The sequence below is a fragment of the Type-F symbiont of Plautia stali genome (genome assembly GCF_059731105.1).
This window is the reverse complement of the sequence record NZ_AP035909.1, coordinates 373,740-396,572: the sequence shown is the minus strand read 5'-3', so window position 1 is coordinate 396,572 and position 22,833 is coordinate 373,740. Positions and strand designations below refer to the sequence as shown.

General features: G+C 60.0%; 22 protein-coding genes and 1 tRNA gene. 10 read left to right on the top strand and 13 right to left on the bottom strand.

The genetic code is table 11. From position 1 onward, the window contains the following. Positions 1–46 precede the first annotated feature (46 nt). Together dicD and AC6I7A_RS01750 are read left to right on the top strand one after the other, a co-directional pair. Positions 47–622 (top strand): division control transcriptional repressor DicD, encoded by a 576-nt coding sequence (gene dicD, locus AC6I7A_RS01755; protein WP_046101062.1) that lies wholly within the window; start codon positions 47–49, stop codon positions 620–622. Between the two features lie 107 nt (positions 623–729). Beyond that, positions 730–805, top strand: a tRNA-Phe gene (locus AC6I7A_RS01750). Positions 806–1,026: 221 nt separating this feature from the next. Here AC6I7A_RS01750 and argE read toward each other — a convergent pair. The 5 genes from argE to AC6I7A_RS01725 all read right to left on the bottom strand — a co-directional run bounded on the left by argE (position 1,027) and on the right by AC6I7A_RS01725 (position 5,621). Continuing rightward, positions 1,027–2,178 carry an acetylornithine deacetylase gene (argE, locus tag AC6I7A_RS01745; RefSeq protein ID WP_058957033.1) on the bottom strand — a complete coding sequence of 384 codons (1,152 nt, stop codon included), beginning with the start codon at positions 2,176–2,178 and terminating at the stop codon, positions 1,027–1,029. Beyond that, the gene (locus tag AC6I7A_RS01740) at positions 2,171–2,845 is read right to left on the bottom strand and encodes a DUF1028 domain-containing protein (RefSeq protein WP_058957032.1); all 675 of its coding nucleotides are present in this window, start codon (positions 2,843–2,845) and stop codon (positions 2,171–2,173) included. Before AC6I7A_RS01740 ends, argE begins: the two co-directional genes overlap by 8 nt. Continuing rightward, on the bottom strand, positions 2,842–3,276 hold the full coding sequence (locus tag AC6I7A_RS01735; RefSeq protein WP_009092511.1) for a RidA family protein: 435 nt from the start codon (positions 3,274–3,276) through the stop codon (positions 2,842–2,844). The genes AC6I7A_RS01740 and AC6I7A_RS01735 overlap by 4 nt, the downstream gene beginning before the upstream one ends. Positions 3,277–3,295: 19 nt before the next feature. After that, positions 3,296–4,561, bottom strand: coding sequence for a flavin-containing monooxygenase (locus AC6I7A_RS01730; RefSeq protein ID WP_058957031.1), 1,266 nt, complete (start codon positions 4,559–4,561; stop codon positions 3,296–3,298). 142 nt (positions 4,562–4,703) lie between these two features. Continuing rightward, positions 4,704–5,621, bottom strand: a complete 918-nt coding sequence (locus AC6I7A_RS01725; protein ID WP_046101059.1) for a LysR substrate-binding domain-containing protein — start codon at positions 5,619–5,621, stop codon at positions 4,704–4,706. Between the two features lie 463 nt (positions 5,622–6,084). On the opposite strand from AC6I7A_RS01725, the gene AC6I7A_RS01720 reads away from it, so the two are divergent. The 4 genes from AC6I7A_RS01720 to AC6I7A_RS01705 all read left to right on the top strand — a co-directional run bounded on the left by AC6I7A_RS01720 (position 6,085) and on the right by AC6I7A_RS01705 (position 10,136). Beyond that, complete coding sequence (locus tag AC6I7A_RS01720; RefSeq protein ID WP_046101058.1) at positions 6,085–7,608, top strand: amino acid ABC transporter permease/ATP-binding protein; 1,524 nt, start codon at positions 6,085–6,087, stop codon at positions 7,606–7,608. A 27-nt stretch (positions 7,609–7,635) separates the two neighbouring features. Further along, positions 7,636–8,508 (top strand): phytanoyl-CoA dioxygenase family protein, encoded by an 873-nt coding sequence (locus AC6I7A_RS01715; RefSeq protein ID WP_046101057.1) that lies wholly within the window; start codon positions 7,636–7,638, stop codon positions 8,506–8,508. Positions 8,509–8,527: 19 nt separating this feature from the next. After that, the gene (locus tag AC6I7A_RS01710; protein WP_009092518.1) at positions 8,528–9,340 is read left to right on the top strand and encodes a transporter substrate-binding domain-containing protein; all 813 of its coding nucleotides are present in this window, start codon (positions 8,528–8,530) and stop codon (positions 9,338–9,340) included. Between the two features lie 64 nt (positions 9,341–9,404). Next, entirely contained in the window at positions 9,405–10,136 is a 732-nt protein-coding gene (locus AC6I7A_RS01705; RefSeq protein WP_058957030.1) for a class II aldolase and adducin N-terminal domain-containing protein, read from the top strand. A gap of 12 nt (positions 10,137–10,148) precedes the next feature. Here the strand turns inward: AC6I7A_RS01705 and AC6I7A_RS01700 are convergent, their stop codons facing one another. The 3 genes from AC6I7A_RS01700 to AC6I7A_RS01690 form a co-directional block, all read right to left on the bottom strand. Beyond that, the gene (locus AC6I7A_RS01700; RefSeq protein WP_058957029.1) at positions 10,149–11,321 is read right to left on the bottom strand and encodes a Gfo/Idh/MocA family protein; all 1,173 of its coding nucleotides are present in this window, start codon (positions 11,319–11,321) and stop codon (positions 10,149–10,151) included. 10 nt (positions 11,322–11,331) lie between these two features. Then, complete coding sequence (locus AC6I7A_RS01695) at positions 11,332–12,249, bottom strand: TIM barrel protein (protein WP_058957028.1); 918 nt, start codon at positions 12,247–12,249, stop codon at positions 11,332–11,334. A 150-nt stretch (positions 12,250–12,399) separates the two neighbouring features. Next, positions 12,400–13,425 (bottom strand): LacI family DNA-binding transcriptional regulator, encoded by a 1,026-nt coding sequence (locus AC6I7A_RS01690; protein WP_058957027.1) that lies wholly within the window; start codon positions 13,423–13,425, stop codon positions 12,400–12,402. A gap of 260 nt (positions 13,426–13,685) precedes the next feature. Between AC6I7A_RS01690 and AC6I7A_RS01685 the strand changes: the two genes are divergently transcribed. From AC6I7A_RS01685 to AC6I7A_RS01675, 3 genes are all read left to right on the top strand, one after another. Further along, a complete protein-coding gene (locus AC6I7A_RS01685; protein WP_009092524.1) occupies positions 13,686–14,564 on the top strand; it encodes a sugar phosphate isomerase/epimerase family protein in 879 nt (292 codons plus the stop codon). 191 nt (positions 14,565–14,755) lie between these two features. Further along, positions 14,756–15,619 (top strand): glutathione-dependent disulfide-bond oxidoreductase, encoded by an 864-nt coding sequence (yghU, locus tag AC6I7A_RS01680; protein ID WP_058957026.1) that lies wholly within the window; start codon positions 14,756–14,758, stop codon positions 15,617–15,619. An 11-nt stretch (positions 15,620–15,630) separates the two neighbouring features. After that, positions 15,631–15,924: a DUF1330 domain-containing protein gene (locus AC6I7A_RS01675; RefSeq protein ID WP_009092527.1), complete on the top strand. Its 294-nt coding sequence runs from the start codon at positions 15,631–15,633 to the stop codon at positions 15,922–15,924. 29 nt (positions 15,925–15,953) lie between these two features. Here the strand turns inward: AC6I7A_RS01675 and AC6I7A_RS01670 are convergent, their stop codons facing one another. Beyond that, positions 15,954–16,895 (bottom strand): LysR family transcriptional regulator, encoded by a 942-nt coding sequence (locus AC6I7A_RS01670; protein ID WP_058957025.1) that lies wholly within the window; start codon positions 16,893–16,895, stop codon positions 15,954–15,956. A gap of 64 nt (positions 16,896–16,959) precedes the next feature. Between AC6I7A_RS01670 and AC6I7A_RS01665 the strand changes: the two genes are divergently transcribed. Beyond that, a complete protein-coding gene (locus AC6I7A_RS01665; RefSeq protein WP_058957024.1) occupies positions 16,960–18,030 on the top strand; it encodes a tartrate dehydrogenase in 1,071 nt (356 codons plus the stop codon). Positions 18,031–18,082: 52 nt separating this feature from the next. On the opposite strand, the gene AC6I7A_RS01660 is transcribed toward AC6I7A_RS01665, so the two are convergent. The 4 genes from AC6I7A_RS01660 to AC6I7A_RS01645 form a co-directional block, all read right to left on the bottom strand. Then, a complete protein-coding gene (locus AC6I7A_RS01660; RefSeq protein WP_058957023.1) occupies positions 18,083–19,414 on the bottom strand; it encodes a glycoside hydrolase family 28 protein in 1,332 nt (443 codons plus the stop codon). A 103-nt stretch (positions 19,415–19,517) separates the two neighbouring features. Beyond that, a complete protein-coding gene (locus tag AC6I7A_RS01655; RefSeq protein WP_058957022.1) occupies positions 19,518–20,333 on the bottom strand; it encodes a carbohydrate ABC transporter permease in 816 nt (271 codons plus the stop codon). Further along, a complete protein-coding gene (locus AC6I7A_RS01650; protein ID WP_009092534.1) occupies positions 20,333–21,205 on the bottom strand; it encodes a carbohydrate ABC transporter permease in 873 nt (290 codons plus the stop codon). Before AC6I7A_RS01650 ends, AC6I7A_RS01655 begins: the two co-directional genes overlap by 1 nt. A gap of 57 nt (positions 21,206–21,262) precedes the next feature. Further along, positions 21,263–22,594 carry an ABC transporter substrate-binding protein gene (locus AC6I7A_RS01645; RefSeq protein WP_058957021.1) on the bottom strand — a complete coding sequence of 444 codons (1,332 nt, stop codon included), beginning with the start codon at positions 22,592–22,594 and terminating at the stop codon, positions 21,263–21,265. Positions 22,595–22,833 lie beyond the last annotated feature (239 nt).

Genomic DNA, 22,833 nt, shown 5'->3' with positions numbered 1-22,833 from the left:
CATTGCCCGGTAAAACAGCCGGGCCTGCATACCAGAGGAGAGTCACTTGCAGCGTGAACAGATACTCGAGCATGCATTGAATGTGCTTGAACAGAACGGCCTCGCCGCCACCCTCTCATTGGAAAACCTGGCGGGTTCCGGATTACCTTCAGAGCAGCTCCGGCTGTTCTGGCCCGACCGCGACGCCCTGCTCTACGATGCGCTGCGCTATCACGGGCAGCAGATTGAAACCTGGCGTCGCCAGATCCTGCTGGATGCGTCGCTGTCGGCAGATCAGAAGCTGATGGCACGCTATGAAGTCCTGAGTGAACAGGTCAGCAAAGGGCGTTTTCCGGGCTGCCTGTTTATCGCCGCCTGCAGCTTCTACCCGCAGCCCGATCAGCCCATTCACCAGCTGGCCGAGCAGCAGAAACGCGGCTCCTGGCAGTTTACCCATGAGATTCTGGTGGAACAGGGCCTGGATAACCCCAGCATGGTCGCCGACCAGATGGAGCTGATTCTTGAGGGCTGCCTGAGCAAGCTGCTGGTGAAGCGCAACGTGCAGGATGTCGCCACCGCTCAGCGCCTGGCGGAAGATGTTTACAACATCGCGCTGTGCCGCAAAAACGGGGCGCTGGCCTGAGGTTTTACCCCTTTTGACTGAAAAGCAGGCAATCAGTCACGTTTTCCGGGGTTTTTTAGTGAAAGCCGTTGACGGCCTGCGGCCTTTACGGTTTAATGCGCCCCGTTGCCCGAATAGCTCAGTCGGTAGAGCAGGGGATTGAAAATCCCCGTGTCCCTGGTTCGATTCCGGGTTCGGGCACCAAAATTAAAGAACCCAGCCTATGGCTGGGTTTTTGCTTTTCAGAGCGAACCCGTTATCGAACGTTCGATACACGCGCCACATCCTGTGGCACGCCCTTCGGGTCGTGCTGGCGCACGATTCAAAAATGCTCCCGGCATTTTTGTCCGGGTTCGGGCACCATATTTAAAGAACCCGCCTCTGGCGGGTTTTTGCTTTTATGCAGCAGCGCAACGGCACGGCCATTAAGCGGCACGCATCCAGTCGCAGAGATGACCCAGCATCGCCATACAGCGTTCAAGCTGCGCCACCGCGACAAATTCATCCGCTTTATGTCCCTGCGCCATACTGCCCGGCCCGCAAATCAGCGTGGCGATCCCCACCTCATTAAATAACCCCCCTTCCGTGCCAAAGGCCACGGTAGAGAAGGCCTCGCTGCCGCTCCAGTCAGCCAGCCAGCGGGCGAAGTCGCTCTGTGGATCGGTTAACAGACCGGGATAGGCTCCCAGCGGCTCAAAAGCAATATCGCTCTCTGGTGCCTTCTCCCGCATAGCGGGCAGCAGCTGATGACGCGCAAAGGCCGCAATATCCTCCAGCACCGCCCCGGCATCGGCCGTGGGCAGCGTGCGCAACTCAAAATCGAACTGACAATCCTGCGGCACAATATTCAGCGCCGCACCCCCCTGAATCGTGCCGACCTGCAGCGTGCTGAACGGTGGATCGAACCGCGCATCCTGCGTCTGCTGCAGCGCCGTACCGACGCGGGTGATGTGGTTAATCAGCTTTGCCGCCTGCTCAATAGCGTTGACGCCGGAAGGCGCATAAGCGGAGTGGCAGGCGTGGCCTCGCACCTGACAGCGCATCGCCACCTTCCCCTTATGACCATAAACCGGCTGCATATTCGTCGGTTCGCCGATAATGCAGAGCGCCGGTCTCTCCGGCGACGCCCGCAGGTGCGCCACCAGCGAACGCACGCCCAGGCAGCCCACCTCTTCGTCATAGGAAAACGCCAGATGGAGCGGCATACGCAGCGGCTGCGCTAAGAAGCGATCCAGCGACACGAGCACGCAGGCGATAAACCCTTTCATATCGGCGCTGCCGCGGCCATAGCAGCGTCCGTCGCGCTCCGTCAGCGCAAAGGGGGGAACCGTCCAGCGCTGACCCTCGACCGGCACCACGTCGGTGTGACCCGACAGCAGCACGCCGCCGTCGCCCGCCGGTCCCAGTCGTGCATACAGGTTAGCTTTCGTTCCACTCTCGTTATAAAAAAGCTCAGCAGCAATGCCGCGCTGTGCCAGGGCATCACGGATAAAGGCGATCAGCGCCAGGTTCGATTCGCGGCTGGTGGTATCGAAGGCGAGCAGGGCCGAGAGCGTCTCGCGCAGTGCACTATTCATCGCCTGGCACGCCGTAGGCCGGAGCCTCGCGCGGGTCGAGCGCGCGCGTCACGTAGGCCTCCATCTGCGGTTCGTAGGCGAGCCACAGGCGTGACAGCTCGCCGACCGGATCCTCATCGGCCCAGTCCACCCGCAGATCCACCAGTGGCCAGGTGTAGTCATCCACCACCTTCACGGCGGCAGAGTGTACCGGCCCCGCCTCGCCGCCTCGCGCAATCCCCGCCTGCAGCGCGGCGATCAGCCGGCTGGTCAGCTCGCCGGAGGAGGCGTGAAAGGCCGCAATCATCGCGTCGATCACCGCGCCGTCGGCCAGCATATTGCCCGCCGCCACGCAGTTTTCTCCCTGCGCGACCTTCCAGATGCCCAGGGTTTCGCTGCCGCTGAAGTGGGCCACCTCACCGCCGGAATCGATCACCGTGACCTGACGATACTCACTGAAGCGATCCTCCGCCAGGGTCAGCCTCAGCGCCTCCTGCGCTGAGGCACCCGCTTCCAGCTGCGCCAGAATCTGCTGTCCCAGTGCGGGCAGCGTAATATTCTGGCTGGAGACCGCTCCCGTCCCCGCCTGCAGCCAGGGGCAGCGTGCCCCGACCGCAATGCTGGAGGAGCTGATGGCGACGCCCAGCTGCCCGCTCTCTTCGCAGCGCGCACTTATTGAAAGGGTCATTGCGCCTCCTGGCCGTGCCAGTTATCCGGGATCACCGCAATCACGTCGATCTCCATCAGCCACTGCGGCTGCGCCAGCGCCGAAACCACCAGCCCGGTCGAGATCGGGAAAACGCCCTTCAGCCATTTGCCGACTTCCAGATAGACCGGCTCGCGGAAGCGCGGATCGGTGATATAGGTGGTGGTTTTCACAATATGCGACAGGTCGCTGCCCGCCTCTTCCAGCAGCTGCTTCACGTTCTTCATCGCCTGTGCCGCCTGCACGCCAGGCTCCCCCAGCCCGACCAGATTACCGTCGAAGTCGGTGCCGACCTGGCCGCGCACATAAACGGTGTTGCCTGCACGCACGGCCTGACAGAGATCGTTGTCGAGCGCCTGGTTGGGATAGGTCTCTTTGGTGTTGAACATGCGGATACGGGTATGGGTTGGCATCATTGCTCTCCTGCTCGGTTTATAAGGACGACGCGGTCGGGTAGTGCTGGTACTGGCGCTGAATCGCAATCTGGTCAGCGATATATTTTGCGTCGTGCCACACGCCCCAGATAAAGGTAGAGCCGCGGCGGGAGAGCCAGGGCAGGCCGAGAAAGTAGACGCCTGGCTCGGTGGATACGCCACGATGGTGCTGCGGTTTTCCTTTCTCATCGAAAGCGTCGACCGCCAGCCAGCTGTAATCCGCCACATAGCCGGTCGCCCAGATGAGGCTGGTCACGCCCGCGCGGGCAAGGTCGAGTTCGCTGAGCGGATGAGTCACACAGTGGGGATCGGGCATAAAGTGACGCGCCTCCGGCTCTTCCGGCAGATCGAGTCCGTTGCGGGCAATCCAGGCATCCGCCGCATCCAGCAGCGCCAGATAGCTGGCGTCGCCGCGCGCGATGTTCTGCGCAAGGTCGGGCTGAAAGCGCACCGTGTCGCCGTCGAACGCCTGCGTCATGCCCACCAGATTCACCCCCTGGTGCGCCAGGGCGCGGAAATCCACCGTATGGCCGCCGCGCGCCCCGCTTACCGCGATAGTGACGTGCTCTTTGCCCGGCTGGCTGGCCGCCGCATCCCACATGCCCAGTACACCGAGCCACCAGCAGAAGTCGCGCTGACGATAGGCGCGCGGCGGACGATCGTGCGGACCCACGGAGAGATAGACGGTTTTTCCGGCGCGCTGCAGCTCATCGGCGATCTGCACGCCGGAAGAGCCCGCCCCGATGACCAGCACGCCCCCCTCCGGCAGCTGCTGCGGATTGCGATAGTCCGCCGAGTGAAGCTGTGTCAGACGGTCGCTCTCCGGCGCGACTGGCGGAATGACCGGCTTCTGAAAGGGACCGGTGGCCGCGACGATGCGCTGCGCTTCAATGACGCCCTCCGAGGTGCGCACGGTAAAGCCTGCGCGCCCGCTGTTGCGTGCCACGTGCAGCACCTCGACGCCGGTGCGGATCGGCGCGCGAAACTTCTCTGCATAGGCGACGAAGTAGTCCGCCACCTTCTCTTTGGCGACGAAGCTGTCGGGTTCGCATCCCGGAAAGGCCATACCGGGAAAACGGTCATGCCAGGCGGGACCGTTGGCCACCAGCGAATCCCAGCGTCCGCTGCGCCAGGCCTCGGCGATGCGGTTTTTCTCCAGCACCAGATGCGGAACGTCGAGGCGGCTCAGGTGTTCGCTCATGGCGACACCCGCCTGCCCGGCGCCAATCACCAGGGTATCAATTTCTGTTTTCATCTCTGTCATTTCCGCGTCCTTCAACCAGCCGCCGGCTGATATATTCACCATAGGAGAGGTTTCCAAGACTATTTGAGCCGACAGAGCGGGTAAAATATTATAAAGCTAACACCTGCATAGGAATTTATTAGGCTGCGCGCCAGGCGCATTATTAGCGCGCCGCAACCGGAAAAAGTTCGGCGCGACGACAATACTCCATAAATAATTGCGCCGGTCGGGTTGGCTCATTATTTTGCAGGTAAGCCATAATGAGCGTCGAGTCCGCCATCTCATCTTCTATTTCAAGATGAATTAATTGCTGCCCGTCATAGGTCATATCAGAACAGGGACGCGTCACCAGCACGGAAAAACCCAATCCCTGACCCACCATGCAGCGCACCATCTCAATCGACGGCGAGCTGTAGGCGACGTCGGGATGGTAGCCCTTCTCTTTAAAGATGCGGATAAAGTAATTTTTGCTCGGAATTGCATCCAGCAGGATCATCGGCTCGCGACTCAGTTGCTGCAGCGTCACCGTCGCCTGACTCGCCAGCGGATGCGCGGCGGGCAGCAGCGCATAGGGGCGATGCGGCGCGTTCAGCGGCTCTTTTTTGATGGAGTGGTCAAGATCGAGATCGTAGAGAAACGCCAGATCGAAACGGCCGCGATGCAGCCCGTGCATCAGCTCATGCTGCTCGCCGTCATAGAGTTCAATGGTGATATCGGGATAGATTTTTTTAAACCCGGCAATGAGTCTGGGCAGATAGAGCGGCGCGGCCGACTCAAAGCAGCCGACGGCGATGGTGCCGGAAACCAGCTGATGCTCGGCGCGTGAGTTCTGTTCAAACTCATAGGAGAGGCGCAGCAGATCGCGCGCCTTCTCGTAGAAACGGCGACCGCCCGGCGTCAGAGAGACGCCCTGAGCGTGGTGGCGGATAAACAGCTGCTGGTCAAAGGTATCTTCGAGGTTTTTGATGGCAATGGAGATAGAGGGCTGCGCGATATGCAGCTGGCGTGACGCTTCGGCGATGCTCTCGGTTTCGACCACCGTGACGAAGTACTTAAGCTGTTTCAGCGTGAATCGCATCATAAATTATCTCTGTTAGCGCGCTCGGCTGGCGCACTTTCTGGCAGGTTCTCTTCTGCTGCAAGGGTCATGCCACTCCTGCGCCCCGTAAACGGGCAGCGCCCCCGAACGCGACGCGGATTGCTTCATTCGCTTTGTGACTGATATTTCATGGCCGGAAGCGATTTTATTTTGTCACCCATACGTCTTAATTTTTTTATTGCCTCATTTTGGCTCAGGGCTGCTCTTTTTCAGAGCAGGCCGAGGAGACAATTGAATTTCCCGTATGGAAAAGATTCCCTGTTTAAATTAATCAGCGCCATGTATGTTTCGCGCCCTCTTTTTTTACTGGATAGTTTTTTTAAAGTCTGAAGGCAGCAATTTACTAATTGCCTGAAATTAGCCGCAGCCGCCATAGTGTCAATCAATCGACAGCGGCGAATTTTTATTTCTGAAATTCGCGTTATTTAAGCGAGTGACATGCCTCATGACTTTTAACTGGAACTATATGTTCAGCCTGTTCAGCGACGCCGAATTCTGGCTGGCGAGCTGGACCGTCATAAAACTGAGTTTACTCACCTGGGGCATCAGTATCGTCGTGGGATTTGTGCTCGCGCTGGCAAAGCAGTCGAACCGCCTGGTGTTCAGCCTGCCGGCTCGCGGCTATATCTGGCTGTTCCGCAGCCTGCCGCTGCTGGTGCTGCTGATTTTTGTCTACAACCTGCCGCAGGCCGCACCGGGCACCTCCGCCCTGCTCAGCGATCCCTTCTGGGCGGGCCTGATTGCCATGGTGCTCAGCGAAAGTGCCTACATCGCTGAAATTCATCGCGGCGGGCTGCTCTCTATTCCAAAAGGCCAGAGTGAGGCCGCCCGCGCTCTGGGGCTGCGCTTCGCCGGTATCCAGTGGCGCATCATCATTCCGCAGGCGGTGCGCGTCGCCCTGCCCGCGCTGGCAAACGAATATATCGCCATCGTGAAGCTCAGCTCGCTGGTGTCGGTGATCTCCCTGACCGAGATCCTGATGGTCGGCCAGCGCCTCTATTCGCAGAACTTCCTGGTCATGGAAACCATGGCGGCGGTCGCCTGCTACTACGTGCTGATTGTCACGGTGTTCGATTTCCTGCTGAAACAGCTGGAGCGCTATCTCGACGTTACCCAGCGCCGCCCGGCTGGCAAGGTGGATGACGCGCTCTATGCCCTGGCGCAGCGTCGCGCAGCCACCCCGCTCGCCCGTCCGGTGGCGCAGAGCAGCGGCCCGGCGCTGCAGGCATCACGGCTGCATAAAGCCTATAACAACGTTGAGGTGCTGGGGGCGGTCAGCCTGCAAATTCAGCCGGGTGAAGTAGTGTCGGTCATCGGACCCTCCGGCTCCGGCAAAACCACGCTGATCCGCCTGCTGAACGGGCTGGAGCAGATCGATAATGGCGAAATCCGCATTAACGGCCAGCCCTTTATCCATCTCAGCCAGCAGGGCGAGCAGAAGCCGCGCTTCATCGAGCATGCCGAGCACCGCCTCAGCATCGGCATGGTGTTCCAGAGCTTTAACCTGTTCCCGCATCTCAGCGTCCTCGACAACCTGATGCTGGCCCCGCGCTATCACCGGCTGGCCTCGCGCGATGAACTCAAACAGCACGCCTGCGAGCTGCTGCACAAAGTAGGCATGCTGGATCACGCATGGAAATATCCGCACCAGCTCTCCGGCGGCCAGCAGCAGCGCGTGGCTATCGCCCGCGCCCTGATGATGCGCCCGCAGATCATGCTGTTTGATGAGCCGACCTCCGCGCTCGATCCGGAAAAGGTCAATGAGGTGTTGCAGGTGATCGAAACCCTGGCGCACGAAGGCATCACGATGGTGATCGTGACCCACGAGATGAACTTCGCCTTTAAGGTCTCTGACCGCATCGTATTTATGGAAAAAGGGCGTGTGGTCTGTGATGACGCGCCTCAGGCAATGCGCAGCGGAGAGCATCCGCGCGTGGAAGCCTTTCTGAAGGATGTTTCTCTGGCTTAACCCATTTATCCGCACGAGGGGAAAATCATGATCGAGCAGTGGCAGGTAGAGCAGTATCACCAGCAGGGTTTTCTGGTGGTGGAGAATGTCCTCAGCGCCGACGACATCGCCGCGCTGCAGCAGGACTTTGATGGCTGGGTGGAAGAGAGCCGCACTCACCAGGCGGCCTGGGGCGAGACGCTGGATGGCCGCGCGCGTTTCGATCTGGAAGAGGATCACCGCGCCGACCATCCGTCGCTGCGCCGCGTCAGCTCGCCAACGGAGATTTCCGCCGCCTATCGCCACGCCGCGCTTCAGTCGCGTATGGCGCAGATCGCCGGTCAGCTCACCGGCAGTCAGGGCGCGCGCTTTCACCACAGCAAGATCAACTCCAAGCTGCCGCACACCGCGACCAAAGTGGAGTGGCATCAGGATTTTCTCTTTACGCCGCACAGCAACGACGACATCGTCACCGCGCTGCTGATGGTGAGTGAAGTGACGCCGGAAAATGGCCCGCTGAACGTGGTGCCGGGCAGCCACAAAGGCCCGCTCTACTCTCACTGGCAAAACGGCCGTTTCACCGGCGCGGTCGATAAAAGCGTGGTCGGGGCGGCGTGTTCGCAGCCTGCGGCCTGTTTTGGCCCGCCCGGTTCGGTCTGCTTTATGCATACCCGCCTGCTGCACGCCTCCAGCCCGAACGAGACCGAGCTGCCGCGCACGCTGTTTATCGCCGTCTACGCGGCGGAAGATGCGCTGCCCTTTGGCGAAAACCCGCTGCCAAGCCGGGATGCCGGCACCCTGGTCGCAGGCGAAGAGAGCGGCATGGTGCGCAGTACCGTTAATGAGTTCCGTCTGCCGCAGAAACCGAGCGGCGCATCCTTTTTTGTCCAGCAGGCCGGAACCGATCCTGCCCGCGCGTAACCGCCACCACGGAGGCTTTATGAAATCTGTTGCCCTGACTTTTTTAGCCGCCAGCATCGCGCTGGGGTCGTTTAGCGCGTCGGCGTTCCAGCAGCCGGGAAAAATTATCGCCGGCTCTGACATGACCTTCTTCCCTTATGAGTACATTGAGAACAATAAACCGGCGGGCTTCGACATCGAGTTTCTCGACGGGCTGGCAAAAGTGATGGGCCGACAGGCGGTTAACCTCGACACCCGCTTCCCCAACCTGATTACCGGTCTGCAGGGTAACCGTTTCGATATCACCAACTCCTCAATGTATATCACCGCCGAGCGTCTGAAGGTGATCGATATGATCCCCTATCTCAAGAGCGGTGAGGCGATCCTGTCGCTGAAAGGGGCCGCCTACCAGCCGAAAACGCCGGAAGAATTTTGTGGTCACAAAATTGGCTCAATGGGTGCCACCTCCTGGCTGCAGCAGCTGCACAAGCTCTCAGCCGACTACTGCGTAAAAAATGGCAAGCCGCCGATCGCCATCAGCGAATACACCACCGATCCGCAGACCACCCAGGCGATGCTTTCGCATGCGGTTGAAGCGCAGATCACCGATGCCGCCGTCGCACGCGGCGTGGTGCAGAAGCTGGGCAACCGCGTGCAGATCTCGTCGGAAACGCTGATCTACCCGGTGCTTAACGGATTCGGCGTGAAGAAAGGCAATGATGAGGTGAAGCAGGCGCTGATCGACGGGCTGGAGAAGTACAGCAAAACCCCGGAGTACGCCGCTCTGCTGAAGAAATATAACTTTGAGGCACCCAGCGCAGAGGATATTAAAACCCTGATGCCGACGCCGTAATCCCGATGCGGGCGTCAGCGAACCGACGCCTGCCTTCCTTTCTCACCCCCATCAGGAGAGATTTATGGCGCTCTCATTTGAAGAACAGACCCGCATCGATCTTGCTGCGACCTTTCGCATTATTGCGCATCTCGGCATGCACGAGGCGGTCGCAAACCACTTCAGCGCGGCGGTCTCTGCGGATGGCCGGCAGTTTCTGCTTAACCCGAAGTGGAAGCACTTTTCCCGCATCCGCGCCAGCGATCTGCTGCTGCTCAACGCCGATGACCCCGCCTGCGCGCAGCGCGACGACGTGGACGCCACCGCCTGGTCGATTCACGGTCAGATCCATCAGCGGCTGCCGGAGGCGCGCGTGGTGCTGCATCTCCACCCTATTTACACCACCAGCGTCGCCTGCCTGGCTGAGCCGCATATCCCGCCGGTCGACCAGAACACCGCCCGCTACTTTAACCGTGTGGCGATCGACATCCTGTACGGCGGCATGGCGGACACGGCCGAGGAAGGCGCACGGCTGGCGGGTCTGCTGGCGGGCAAGCGCCGTCTGCTGATGGGTAACCACGGCGTGATGGTCACGTCGGCACACATCGGCGAAGCCTTTGACGATATCTGGACGCTGGAGCGCGCCTGTCAGATCCTCGTGACCGCCTGGTCTACCGGCCAGCCGCTGAAGATCCTCAGCGACGCAGTGGCGGAGAAGACGGCGCGTGCCTGGGAAGGGATACCCGACTTTTCACGCCAGCATTTCGAGGAGATGAAAGCGCTGATGGTCGCCGCCGACCCCTCGCTGCTCGACTAGCCTGTCAGCGGCTCACGCGCACGCCACCCAGACCGCGCCCGCCTCTGCCGATTTCACGCACTGCGCGACCCAGCGCACGCCGGTTAACCCGGCATGCACATCGGGATACCAGAAATCCTGCAGGAAAGCGGTGTCGCGGCGATCGGTGGCGTCCATCGCCAGCGCGAAGCGGCGATAGAGATTTGACCAGGCCTCAAACAGCCCCTCCGGATGCCCGCCGCCGATGCGATCCTCTTCCAGCGCGCGCGGGGTGAGATAGCCCATGCCACGCTCCAGAATCCGCACCGGCTCGCCCTGCACTTCATAGCGCAGCTGGTTGGGCTGCTCATCCCACCACTCCAGGCTGGCTTTCGCGCCAACGACGCGAATCTTCTGCCCGTGCATGGAACCGGCATTGACCGCCGAGGCCCAGAGCGTGCCGACCGCGCCGTTGTCATACTCCATCATCACAAAAGCGTTATCCTCCAGCGGCGCGCGCGAGGCAACAAAGCTCTGGCGCGCACAGAGCAGCCGCGTCATCTTCAGCTGCGGCAGCATGGTTTCGGCGATAAACAGCGGATGCGTGGCCAGATCGCCTAATACATAGCTCGGCCCGACAAAACGCGGGTCTACCCGCCAGCGGGTACTTTCACTCTGCAGCTCCACCGCCTCATTATGGAAACCGTGAGCAAACTGCATGTTCACAATGCGAATCTCGCCCAGCGCCCCTGCCGCGATCATCTCTCTGGCCTGATGGATCAGCTGATGTCCGGCGTAGCCGTAGGTGACGCCAACAATCTTCTGCTTCTCCCGGCTGAGCTGCTCCAGCTCATCGGCCTCATCGACCGTAAAACAGAGCGGCTTCTCACACACCACATGCAGTCCGGCATTCAGCGCTGCCCGACAGATGGCAAAGTGGGTGTTGTTTGGCGTGGCGATGGACACCGCTTCAATCCCCTCTTCCCGCGCAGCCTCGCCGGCGAAGAGGCTGGCGTAATCGGGATAGCAGCGATCGGGCGCCACGCCCAGCGCCTGACCAAACTCGCGTCCGCGCCCGGCATCAATATCAAAGGCGCCCGCCAGCAGCGTGAAGTTACCGTCACGCTGCGCCGCCGAACGGTGGATGTAGCCGATCTGGCTGGTGCCGCCGCCGCCGATCATCCCCCAGCGCAGTGAGCGATTAGCCGCTTTTTTTCCGTTAATCATGCTGTTGCCCTCAGAATCCTGTTGATCGGAGATAGTCCAGGCTGGCTTTCACATCGCGCAGGCTGGTGTCGGCATGGCGTGGGTCACGCTCCTGTTCAATGGTGATCCAGCCGCGGTAATGGCGTTCCGTCAGCAGCGCATGCACGGCCGGATAGTCGATTGCGCCCTGGCCCAGCGGGCACATGACGCCCTCCGCGCAGGCGGTGAAGAAGTCGACTCCGCGCGTGATGGCGTCCTGCCAGACCCGCAGATTCACATCTTTAAAATGGAGATAGTCGATGCGCGTCCAGTACTTTTGCAGCGCCGCCACCGGGTCCATCCCGGCGTAACAGAGATGGCCGGTATCCAGGCACAGCCCCGCGACCTGATGCGGAATATCCCTGACCAGCTGCGCCAGCTCGTCGGCGAATTCGATGCAGCCACCCGCGTGCGGATGGATCACCGGCCACACGCCATACTCCCGCCAGGCAATGTCGCTCAGAATGGTGATGTGCTGCATCATGCGCTGCCACGCATCTGCGGAGAGCCGGGGGGCCTTCTCTGACTGACCGGCATATTTCGCCCGTTCCGGATTGCCGAAGTCGATAATCACCAGATAGGGCGCGCTGGCTCCCGGGGTTTTCGCTGCTGTCGGGACACGGGCGAGCGTGCGGCAGAGGTTGTGGGTCAGCGTCACCAGCGTGGGGAAATGGGCCTCACTGACCAGATCGTCAAAGATCGTGCCCGCTACCAGCGAAAGCTGATGCGCATCAAGCTGCCGGGTCAGCTCAGCCGGATCGGTGGGCAGGTAGCCCCACGGCCCCAGTTCGATGGCCGGATAGCCCGCCTGCGCGGCCTCGGTCAGGACTTTCTGCCAGGGTGGCAGCCAGGGATTGGCGGGATCGTCCACGCCCCAGCTACAGGGCGCATTAGCAATGTGAAAGGTCATCGTGTCTGCCTCTGCAGTAAGAACTGCCGGCAGTATCAAACAAACGTTTCATCTCAGACAACGATGAAAGTTTCATTTTTTGATAGATATCGCTTTTAAAAATTGCATTAAATGATAATTTTCTATCATTAAAAAGCTAACACCTTCTTTCTACAGGTTTTCCCGTGTCACGATCTCAAAGGGCACGGTAATCTGCGCAAAGTGATCCCGCGGCTCCATCCGCCCGTTCAGACAGGCCGAGACCACCGCTTCGGCCATCGCCTCAATACGGTGACGCAGCATCAGCGTGATGGTGCCGTCAATCAGCGCCAGCTCGTCGCCAGGCAGCGGGCCGTGGCACACCAGGTCGATCTGCGTGCGTCCGCTCTCCCGCAGCGCCTGCACCACGCCCTCAATGCCACCGCAGGGGGCATAAATCATGACCAGATCATCATGACTCTCCAGCAGCGCCCGGGTGGCCTGGTAGCCCCCCTCTGCCGTCTCGTGTGTTTTCAGCGGCTCCAGCACGCGCTGGCTGATGCCCGACTCCCGCAGGGAGGAGCGAAAACTGATTTCGCTGCTCTCCTGACAGGTAAAGCGATGGTCGCCGATCAGCACGCCGACGCACCCAGGCCGGCGCAGCAGGTGGCGGGCCATCCAGGCGGCAGTGCGCCCCGCCTTCTGGCTGTCGATGCCGATAAAGCCTGCATGTTCACAGGCGGAGAAGTCGGAGAACAGGGCGTAAACCCGCACGCCAAGCCGCGAAACATCCTGAATCGCGTGACGAATCAGCGGATGATCCAGCGCCACCAGCGCGATCACGTCGCAGCACTGCGCCAGCTGCCGCACTGAACGGGCAACCGCCTCCACGTCATGAATATCATGCCAGCAGAAGACCGGTTCACTGCCCGCAGGCTGCTGCTGCTCCGCCTGCTGTTTCAGCGCCTCGCCCAGCTGCTGATAGAGCGAATAGCGCGCGGGCAGCAGTATAAAGCCAAAGCGTAACGCCTGCGCGGCGGGCGACGCGATATGCTGGCTGTGGGCCTGTGTCAGCTGATAGCCCAGCGATCTGGCGGCCGCCATCACCTTCTGCTCTGTGGCGCTGCGCACCGGTGCGCGACGGTTCAGCACCCGATCCACCGTGGCTACCCCCACGCCCGCCGCCTGTGCAACGGCGGTCATCGTCACTTTTGGCATCCTGTTTCTCCCTCTTCACGCTCTGTTGTGGTGACTGACGATAATACTCTATCCCGGCACGCCCTTTTTCTCTCATTTATTTGATAGAAAATCTCACGCAAAGTTGATCGCTTTCGCAAAAATGAAACATCCGTTTCTTTCTGCGTTCTCTTTAAAACAGTCATTTGCTAAAACCGGTGAAAGGCTTGTGCGAAAGCGGCGCGCAGACAGGCGTCCTCTTCACTCAGGAACCGTTCCTTCAACCTTGCCGGAGCAGAGAGATGAAAATCGCTTTTGATGTGGATGTGATTAAAGAGCTGGGCATCACCCGTATGGTTCATCAGGTCGCCGACTGGGGATATCAATATATCGAACAGTCGCCGCATCCGCAGATCAACCCGTTTTATAAACATCCCAAAGCCAGCCGCGAAATCATCACCGAATATAAAAATGCGCTGCGTGCGACCGGCCTGGCGATCTCCTCGTTTATCGTCGTCTATCGCTGGTCCGGCCCGGATGAGCTGCGTCGTCAGGCGGCGGTGAAGAACTGGAAGCGGATGATTGAGATCGCGGTTGAGATGGGAGTACCGGTGATCAATACCGAACTCTCCGGCACGCCAAACGAGCCGGAAATCTGCGAAGAGATGTTCTATCGCTCGATGGAGGAGCTGCTGCCGATCCTCGAACGTGAAGGGATACGCGTCGAAATTCAGGCGCATCCGTGGGATTTCTGCGAAGAGAACAACGAAACCGTGGATATCGTGAAGTCGTTCCGCAGCGATAACGTGAAGTATATCTACAGTGCGCCGCACACCTTCTTCTATGACAAAGGCAAAGGCGATGTGAAACCGATGCTGGAGTACGCCGGAGACGATCTCTCCCATATGCTGATTGCCGACACCATGAACCACACCCGCCACTGCCGCTACATCGTCAATCCGCCAGGCGTCGACGCCACTATTCATCAGCACGTCGGCGTTGGTGAAGGTGAGGTCGATTTCGACACCCTCTTTCAGACCCTGCGCGACACCGGCTTTGCCACACGCCGTTACAAAGTTGGCGGAGAGCCGATCATCGCGGCCTCGCTGTTTGGCTACCCGGAAAAGATGTCAGTTCAGGCCATTGAAACCCGCGAACGGATTGAGCGCGAACTGCTCTGATCCCCGCAGCCATGCAGCCCGGCAGTGATCCTCCGGGGCGATAACCGCCCCGCTTTTCCTTTTTCCACCTTCCCGGCCTCCCTGACATCAACGGGTTGCCGCGCGTCCTCACGCAGCCAGCAGAGTTAAACCGCCTTTTCAGCACCTGCTACACTCCAGACAAACATCACACCACGAGGCGAACGTTTATTATGTCGGAAAATGCATATCAGCCTGCAACAGTCTGGAACTGGGATCCTGAAGCCAAAGGCAACGGCGCGAAAACTAATCGTCCGTTCGCGGGTCCTACCCATGAAAAAGCGCTGCCGGTCGGTAAACACCCTTTACAGCTCTACTCACTCGGCACGCCGAACGGTCAGAAAGTGACAATTCTGCTGGAAGAGCTGCTGGCGCTGAATGTTAACGACGCAGAATATGATGCCTGGCTGATCCGTATTGGCGACGGGGATCAGTTCTCCAGCGGGTTTGTGGACGTGAATCCGAACTCAAAAATCCCGGCGCTGAGCGATCACTCCGTCACCCCGCCGCTGCGGGTGTTCGAGTCGGGCAATATCCTGCTCTATCTGGCGGAAAAGTATGGCTACTTCCTGCCAAAAGATATCGCCGGCCGCACTGAAACCCTGAACTGGCTCTTCTGGCTGCAGGGCTCTGCGCCTTACCTCGGTGGCGGTTTTGGTCATTTCTATCACTATGCGCCGGAAAAAATTGAGTACGCCATCAACCGCTTCACGCTGGAAGCGAAGCGTCAGCTCGACGTGCTGGACCGCCAGCTGGCGGATCATCGCTATCTGGCCGGTGAGGATTACACCATCGCTGACATCGCCACCTGGCCGTGGTACGGCAACATGGTGCTGAATGATCAGTATGGCGCAGCGGACTTCCTGGATGTGCAGTCCTATAAAAATGTGGTGCGCTGGGCGAAAGAGATCGCGCAGCGTCCCGCCGTTATTCGTGGCCGCAAGGTCAATCGTGTCATGGGCGACCCGGCCGATCAGCTGCATGAGCGTCATGATGCCGCTGACTTCGATACCCAGACCCAGGATAAAAAAGCGTAAGGAGCTAACCTGTGAGTGCATACGTCGTATTTATTCGTGATAACACCCTGAACCAGGACGAAATGAACACCTATTCTGAGAAAGCGGGCCAGGCACGCGGCGATCATCCGATCAATCCGCTCGCCTTTTATGGCGCGCTGGAAACGCTGGAAGGTCCGGAAGCGGAAGGCGTGGTGATTCTGGAATTCCCGACCCGCGAAGCGGCGCACGCCTGGTATGACAGCCCGGAATATCAGGCTGCCAAAGCGCACCGTCTGAAAGGGGCGAACTATCGCGTGGTGCTGGTGCAGGGCATCGACAAATAACACGCAGGGCGGCAGCGATGCCGCCTTTTTTACGCCTCCACCTGCTGCAGCGTCTGCTGCAGAAACGCCACGAACGCCGTCACGCGTGCCGGAAGCTGACGCTGCGCCTGCCAGACCGCAAAAATGTCGCCATCGGGTGCCTGCCATTCAGGCAACACCGGCACCAGATCCCCCGCCGCGAGGCTGTGCTGCGCATCCCACCAGGAACGCAGCAGAATGCCATGCCCATCCATCGCCAGCCGCATCGCCACTTCGCCATCGTTGGTCATCAGGCTGCCGCGCACCTTCTGGCTGATGCTCTGCTCACCGCGGGTCAGTCGCCACAGGGTAAAATCGCTGTCGTGCTGACGCAGTAGAATGCAGTTATGTTCCGCCAGCTCGCTGACCGTCGCAGGCAGGCCGTGCCGGGCAGCATAAGCGGGCGAACAGCAGAGAATACGCGGATTGGTTCGCAGCTTACGCGCCACCAGCCGCGAGTCGGGCGGCTCACCGACGCGAATATCGATATCGATGTGCGCATCGAGAAAATTCAGCGGCTGGCTGCTGAGGTGCAGAGACAGCGCAAGCTGCGGATGCAGCGCGGCAAAGGCGGAGACGCACGGCGCAATATGGCGACGGCCAAACCCGAATGAAGCGTTGATATTCAGCGAGCCGCGCAGCTGAGCGGTTTCACCGCTGACCGCCTCTTCCAGCGCCACCAGCTGATCGAGCAGCGGGCGGGCACCAGCCAGATAACGGTGGCCTTCCGGCGTCAGCTCCAGCCGTCGCGTGGTGCGGCGCAGCAGCTGCACGCCCAGACGCTGCTCCAGCTGGCTCAGGCGTTTGCTGACGGCCGCCAGCGACAGGCCCAGCTCACGTGCCGCTGCGGTCAGGCTCTCCAGCCCGGCCAGGCGAACAAAGAAGGCCAGGTCATCGGTGGAGGTGCGGGATTCTCTACTTTTATTCAACACTGGTTTGCGTTTCAGACTCATTATTTCCCCGGAAGCGACAGTTATACTGCGGTCACAATTCGAACATCAACCGGAAAGGTGCCCTGTGACTGAGAAAATCCATCGTATTGCCGTGATCCCCGGCGACGGTATCGGTAAAGAAGTGATGCCGGAAGGCGTCCGCGTGATGAATGCCGCCGCCGAAAAATTTAACATTCCGCTGCGCTGGGAGTGGTTTGATTACGCCAGCGCTGAGTACTGGCAGCAGCACGGCAAAATGCTGCCTGACGACTGGTTCCCGCAGCTGAAAACCTTCGATGCCATCTACTTTGGCGCCGTCGGCTGGCCGGAGGTGGTACCTGACCACGTCTCCCTGTGGGGGTCGCTGTTACAGTTCCGCCGCGAGTTCGACCAGTACGTCAACCTGCGTCCGGTACGCCTGATGCCCGGTGTCAAAGCGCCGCTGGCCAATCGCCAGCCGGGCGATATCGACTTCTATGTGGTGCGCGAAAACACCGAGGGCGAGTACTCCAGCGTGGGGGGCACCATGTTCCCCGGCACCGATCGGGAAGTGGTGATTCAGGAGACGGTGATGACGCGCACCGGCGTCGATCGCATTCTGAAGTTTGCCTATCAGCTGGCGCAGAGCCGGCCGAAGAAACATCTGACCTCGGCCACCAAATCCAACGGCATCGCCATCACCATGCCTTACTGGGACAGCCGCGTCGACGCGATGTCCGGCCAGTTCCCGGAGGTTCGCGTCGATAAGTATCACATCGATATTCTCACCGCCAACTTCGTGCTGCACCCGGACTGGTTCGATGTGGTCGTCGCCAGCAACCTGTTTGGCGATATCCTCTCTGACCTTGGCCCGGCCTGTACCGGCACCATTGGCATTGCCCCCTCCGCCAACATCAACCCGGAGGGTCTCTTTCCCAGCCTGTTTGAGCCGGTTCACGGCTCCGCGCCCGACATCGCCGGTAAAGGCATTGCCAATCCCATCGGCCAGATCTGGTGTGGTGCGATGATGCTGGAGCATCTCGGCTACAAGGCGGCAGGCGAAGCGGTTCTGGACGCCATTGAACGCACGCTGGCGGCGGGTGAGCACCTGACGCGTGACCTCGGTGGCTGCGCCAGTACTGTAGAGCTGGGAGCGGCCATCGCCGCCGCACTGTAAGTGAATCACGCTGCCGCCCGCCCCCGGCGGCAGCCTCACACCACCGCGCCACTTATTCCGGTAGCCGGACGACCATCGCCGGATGCCACCCTGCGGGTAAGGGATCCGGCCGCACGATGTTCAGGTTATGCAGGTGCAGGTTCTCTACGCCGCGCGCAAACAGCCCTGGCAGCCCGCCGGGATAGGGCTCAACCCCAAATGCTTCACCGGATGCCGGGTCAACCCGGTAGGCGTTATCCAGGCCCATGCCGGTCGGGGCGTCCGGGTTGCAGGGCGGCCGTATGTCGTAGTGACCCTGGGGCAATGACGCCACCGCCTGCTGCATCTGAAGCTGGCTGATAACCACATCGCGTATCCAGCCCGGTTCTGCCGCATGCAGGTTAATCGCCCCCTCGGCCACGCCGGTTATGGTACTGAACTGCACCTGCTCCACGACGCCGGGTGTGATGGCGGGATCGCGGCGGCGTACCGAAATATGCAGCGGATCGGCTTTGCCCCAGTGACAGGGAGGCGCGTGGTGACAGGCAAACGTCAGATTGCTGAACAGCAGACGCCGCATGGCGCCGCCGTCGCGCGACAGAATGCCAATCCCCCGGTTCGAATCAAAAATAGTGCAGCCGGTTACCGTGACATCTTCCACATCGTCCCAGGTTTCGGTGCCAATCTTCAGGGCGCAGCTGTAGCTGCGCAGCAGGCAGTTGGCGATCATAATCTGCCGCGCCGGCCGCCGCAGCGCGGCGGGTTTATGGGTGGTTTTGATACAGATGGCATCGTCGGCGGCGCTGAAATAGCTGTTGCTGACAAACACCGCTTCGCAGCTGTCGATATCCAGCGCATCGGTGTTGGGCATCGTCATGGCGTTGTCGATGGTGAGATGATCGATATGCACATGGCGGCAGCTCACCAGATGGACCGTCCACATCGGTGCCTGCACCAGCGTAAAGCCGGTCAGCGTCACCTGCTCACAATCTTCAAACACAATCAGGCGTGGCCGGTCAGCGTGCGGCAGGCGATAGCCCTGTGCATCACGCTCAGCGGCAAACCAGGCGTCACCCTCACCATCAATGCGGCCGGTGCCGCTGAGGGTGATATTGCGCTGGCCCAGCGCGTAGAGCAGCACGTTGTGGGATTTCTCCGCGCAGCTCAGCGCCTGCACCGCCTGATAGTCAGCCAGCTGCTGGCTGGCGATCAGCACCGCACCCGCGTCGAGATGCAGCTCAATGTCTGAGGGCAGATTCAGGCAGCCGCTGCGATAGCGTCCGGCAGGCAGTGTCAGACGGCCGCCGCCCGCCGCCGCAATCTGGTCAAGGGCGCGCTGCAGCACCGCGGTGTCCGGGGTTTCGCCGTCGGCGGCAGGATGAAAATCAGCAAGGGAAAGGTGCATGGTGCGTCTCCCGCAGGTTTGAGGAGGAAAAATTGCAGCATGAAACGGCGCAGCAAACCTTTGTCTGGCCGCCAGTTCGCCGTTTCGTGCGGGCTGTCACAGATTACTTCACGGCCCCTTCCGTCACGCCGCTGATAAATTTGCGCTGGAAAATCAGGAACACCAGGATCAGCGGCATGATCACAATCATCGCCCCCGCCATCAGCACCGGAATGTCGATGGTATTTTTATTCTGGAAAAACATCATGCCAATCGGCAGCGTCCGCAGCTCATCTTTGTTCACCAGAATCAGCGGGATCAGGAACTCATTCCAGGTCCAGATAAACAGCAGCAGCCCCAGCGTGGAGAGGGTTGGCCAGATAGCGGGTACCAGAATGCCCCACAGGATTTTGACCCGCGACGCGCCGTCCATCACCGCTGCCTCCACCAGCTCTTTCGGCACCTGCTGAAAGGCGCTGGCGATCATCAGCGTGGTAAAGGGCAGCGACAGGGCAATCTGCGGCAGGATCAGCGCCAGATAGGTGTTGGTCAGCCCCATCCAGCGCAGCTCGTGATAGAGCGGAATGATAAAGGCCTCACTCGGCAGCACCATCCCCAGCGCCAGCATCGCGGCTATCACCTTTTTGCCGGGGATCTTCAGCCAGGCAAAGCCAAATCCGGCCAGAATGCCCAGCAGCACGCTGAACAGCACCACCGGGATCACCACCAGCACAGAGTTAAGGAAGTAGACGTTGAAGTGTCCCTGCTGCCACGCGGTCAGGTAATTTTTAAAATTCAGCGACGCGGGCAGCGTAAAGACGCCCTGAAACAGCTCCATCTGGGTTTTGAATGAGGTCATCAGCGCCATCAGAAACGGCAGAATCGTCATCAGCGCCACGATCCAGATCAGCGCGCGTGAAATGACCGGCGTGCTTCGCATCAGTAACGCTCCCTTAAGGCCAGATGGATCAGGTAGTTAATCCCCAGAACAATGATCATGCTGAACACCGCCACTGACGAGGCATAGCCAAAGTAGTGCAGATCAAAGCCCTGCTTATACATAAAGATGTTGGTGACCATGGTGGAGGTGCCCGGCCCGCCCTGGGTCATGACATAGACCAGATCGAAGGCTTTGAGGCTGGCGATCACCGTCAGCAGCAGGGCAATCCGCAGCTCGGGTCGCAGACCCGGCAGCGTGATGCGCATAAACTTCTGACGGCGCGACGACCCATCCAGGTCGGCCGCCTCCAGCAGGGAGGGGTCCATACGCTGCAGGCCCGCCATAAACAGCACCAGACAGAAGCCGAAGAAGTACCAGGTGGCGACCAGACCGACCGCGGGCAGCGCCCAGGTAAAATCACCCAGCCACGACAGGGCCAGCTGCGGCAGGCCGACGGCGCGCAGTATCTGATCGATCGGGCCAAACGCCGGGTTATAGAGCCAGCGCCACACGACCCCCAGCACGGCCATCGGCATGATGTAGGGCAGGAAAAAGAGAATGCGCAAGACGCTGCGTTCCTTGTTGTTGCGCGTCTCATAGAGAAAACTGCACAGCAGCAGGCCAACGCCGATAGGCAACAGGGTATAGAACAGCATCAGGATGGCGTTATTGCCCAGCGCAATCCAGAACACCGGATCGCTGAACATCCGCATATAGTTACTGATGCCGCTGAACACCGGCAGTGAGGTGCCGTCCCATTCGGTAAAACTGATGCCCAGCGAGGCCAGCAGCGGAAAGAGCAGAAATACCGCATAGACCAGCACCGCAGGCAGCACATAAAGAAAATTACGCCAGCCGCTTAAATTCAACATAACCCTACTCGTGACTCAGAACAGTGCTCAGGCCCGGCGCTTCGCCGGGCCTCCGGCTTAGTGTTTCAGGGTTTTCAGGTAACGCTGATAGTTGTTATCAAAGTTGACCACCATCTGATCGGCGGTCTGACGGCCCGCCAGCAGCAGCTGGGCATTCTGATTCAGCTCGGCATTCATGGTCGGGGTCGCCCAGTCTACGTAATGACCTAAACCGTCATACTCATTGAGCGTCAGCCAGACCTGATACGCCTCGGCCAGCAGCGGATTGTCTGCTGGCATGGTGGCCGCTTTGTTGGTGCTGGCGGGCAGGAAACCGACCTTCAGCCAGCGGTTCGCCATGGCATCAGAGACCATATAGTTGATGAACTTCGCCGCCCCCTCCTGCTGATCTTTGCCTTTGGCGGTGCTGGTGATGGAGAACGCCAGATCGGTGCCCCCCACCATCAGCGGCTGCTTCACACCTTCACCGGCAGGCATCGCCGCGAAGTGAATATCTTTGTTGTCTTTGAACTGGCCGAGATACCAGGTGCCACTGACCAGAAACGCCGCCTGACCGTTCTGGAACAGGGTGGCGGCATCGTCATGGCCAATGCCCTGGAAGCCGGGGAAGAAGTAGCCTTTATCGGTCCAGCTCTTCATCATGGTGGCGGCGTTGACCAGCTTGCTGTCCCTGAAGGTGCCGCCCACATCGTAAATCAGGTTATCCAGCGTCTTACGGTCACGGCTCTCGATCTGGGCCTGCCACAGGGTGCTGAGCAGCTGCTGGCCCATGTTGCCGTCCAGCAGCCCCAGCATCATCGGCGCGGTGCCCTGCGATTTGAGTTTCGCCATGGCGCTTTCCAGCTCTGCCAGCGTTTTCGGCACCGGAATGCCCGCTTTATCCAGCAGCGCTTTGTTGTAATAGAGCCCGACCATCTCCCCCAGGCTGGCGATGCCGTAGAGTTTGCCGCTGCCAAATTCACCGCTGTCTGACCAGCGGTTACGTTTCAGAATCGAGTCCGGAAAACGGGTCGTCCAGCCATAGCTGGCTGCGTAGCTGTCGAGCGGCAGCAGCAGCTTATCTTTAACCAGCGAGCCCATATCCCCGCCGCCCTGGTTGACCTGCGCAATCTGCGGGCCGTCACCGGCGGTCAGCGCCAGCTTAAGCGGGATGCGGGTATCTTCAAAGGAGTGCACCGAGCGGTTGATAACAATGCCGGGATTCTGCTGAGAGAACTCTTTGATCCCCTCATCCACCGCGGCGGTCTGCTGCGGATAGTTGTAGATATCCCACTCATTAAGGGTCACGGCGGCGTGGGCGGCCTGCGAGACGCTGCCTGCCAGCAGGCCCGCTGCCAGCAGCCGACCCACATTGCGAATTCGGAACGAACGAACGGAGGAAACAGACATTATGCTCACCTTCTTCAGACCAGAATCGGCATCCCTGCATCTCACCGCCTGACATCCTGCAGGCTGAAGCCGCACACAAACGCACTGATTCATACTTACTTTAATAAAAAAATAAAGTCAAACAACCTGCCGCGGGAATTGCAACGCTGTGAGCGCGCGCAAATAAACAGCAACCTGGCGTGAATATCAGCACATCACGCTGGTCTGACGCCTGTTAACCGCGGCGGCAGCGTGCCCCG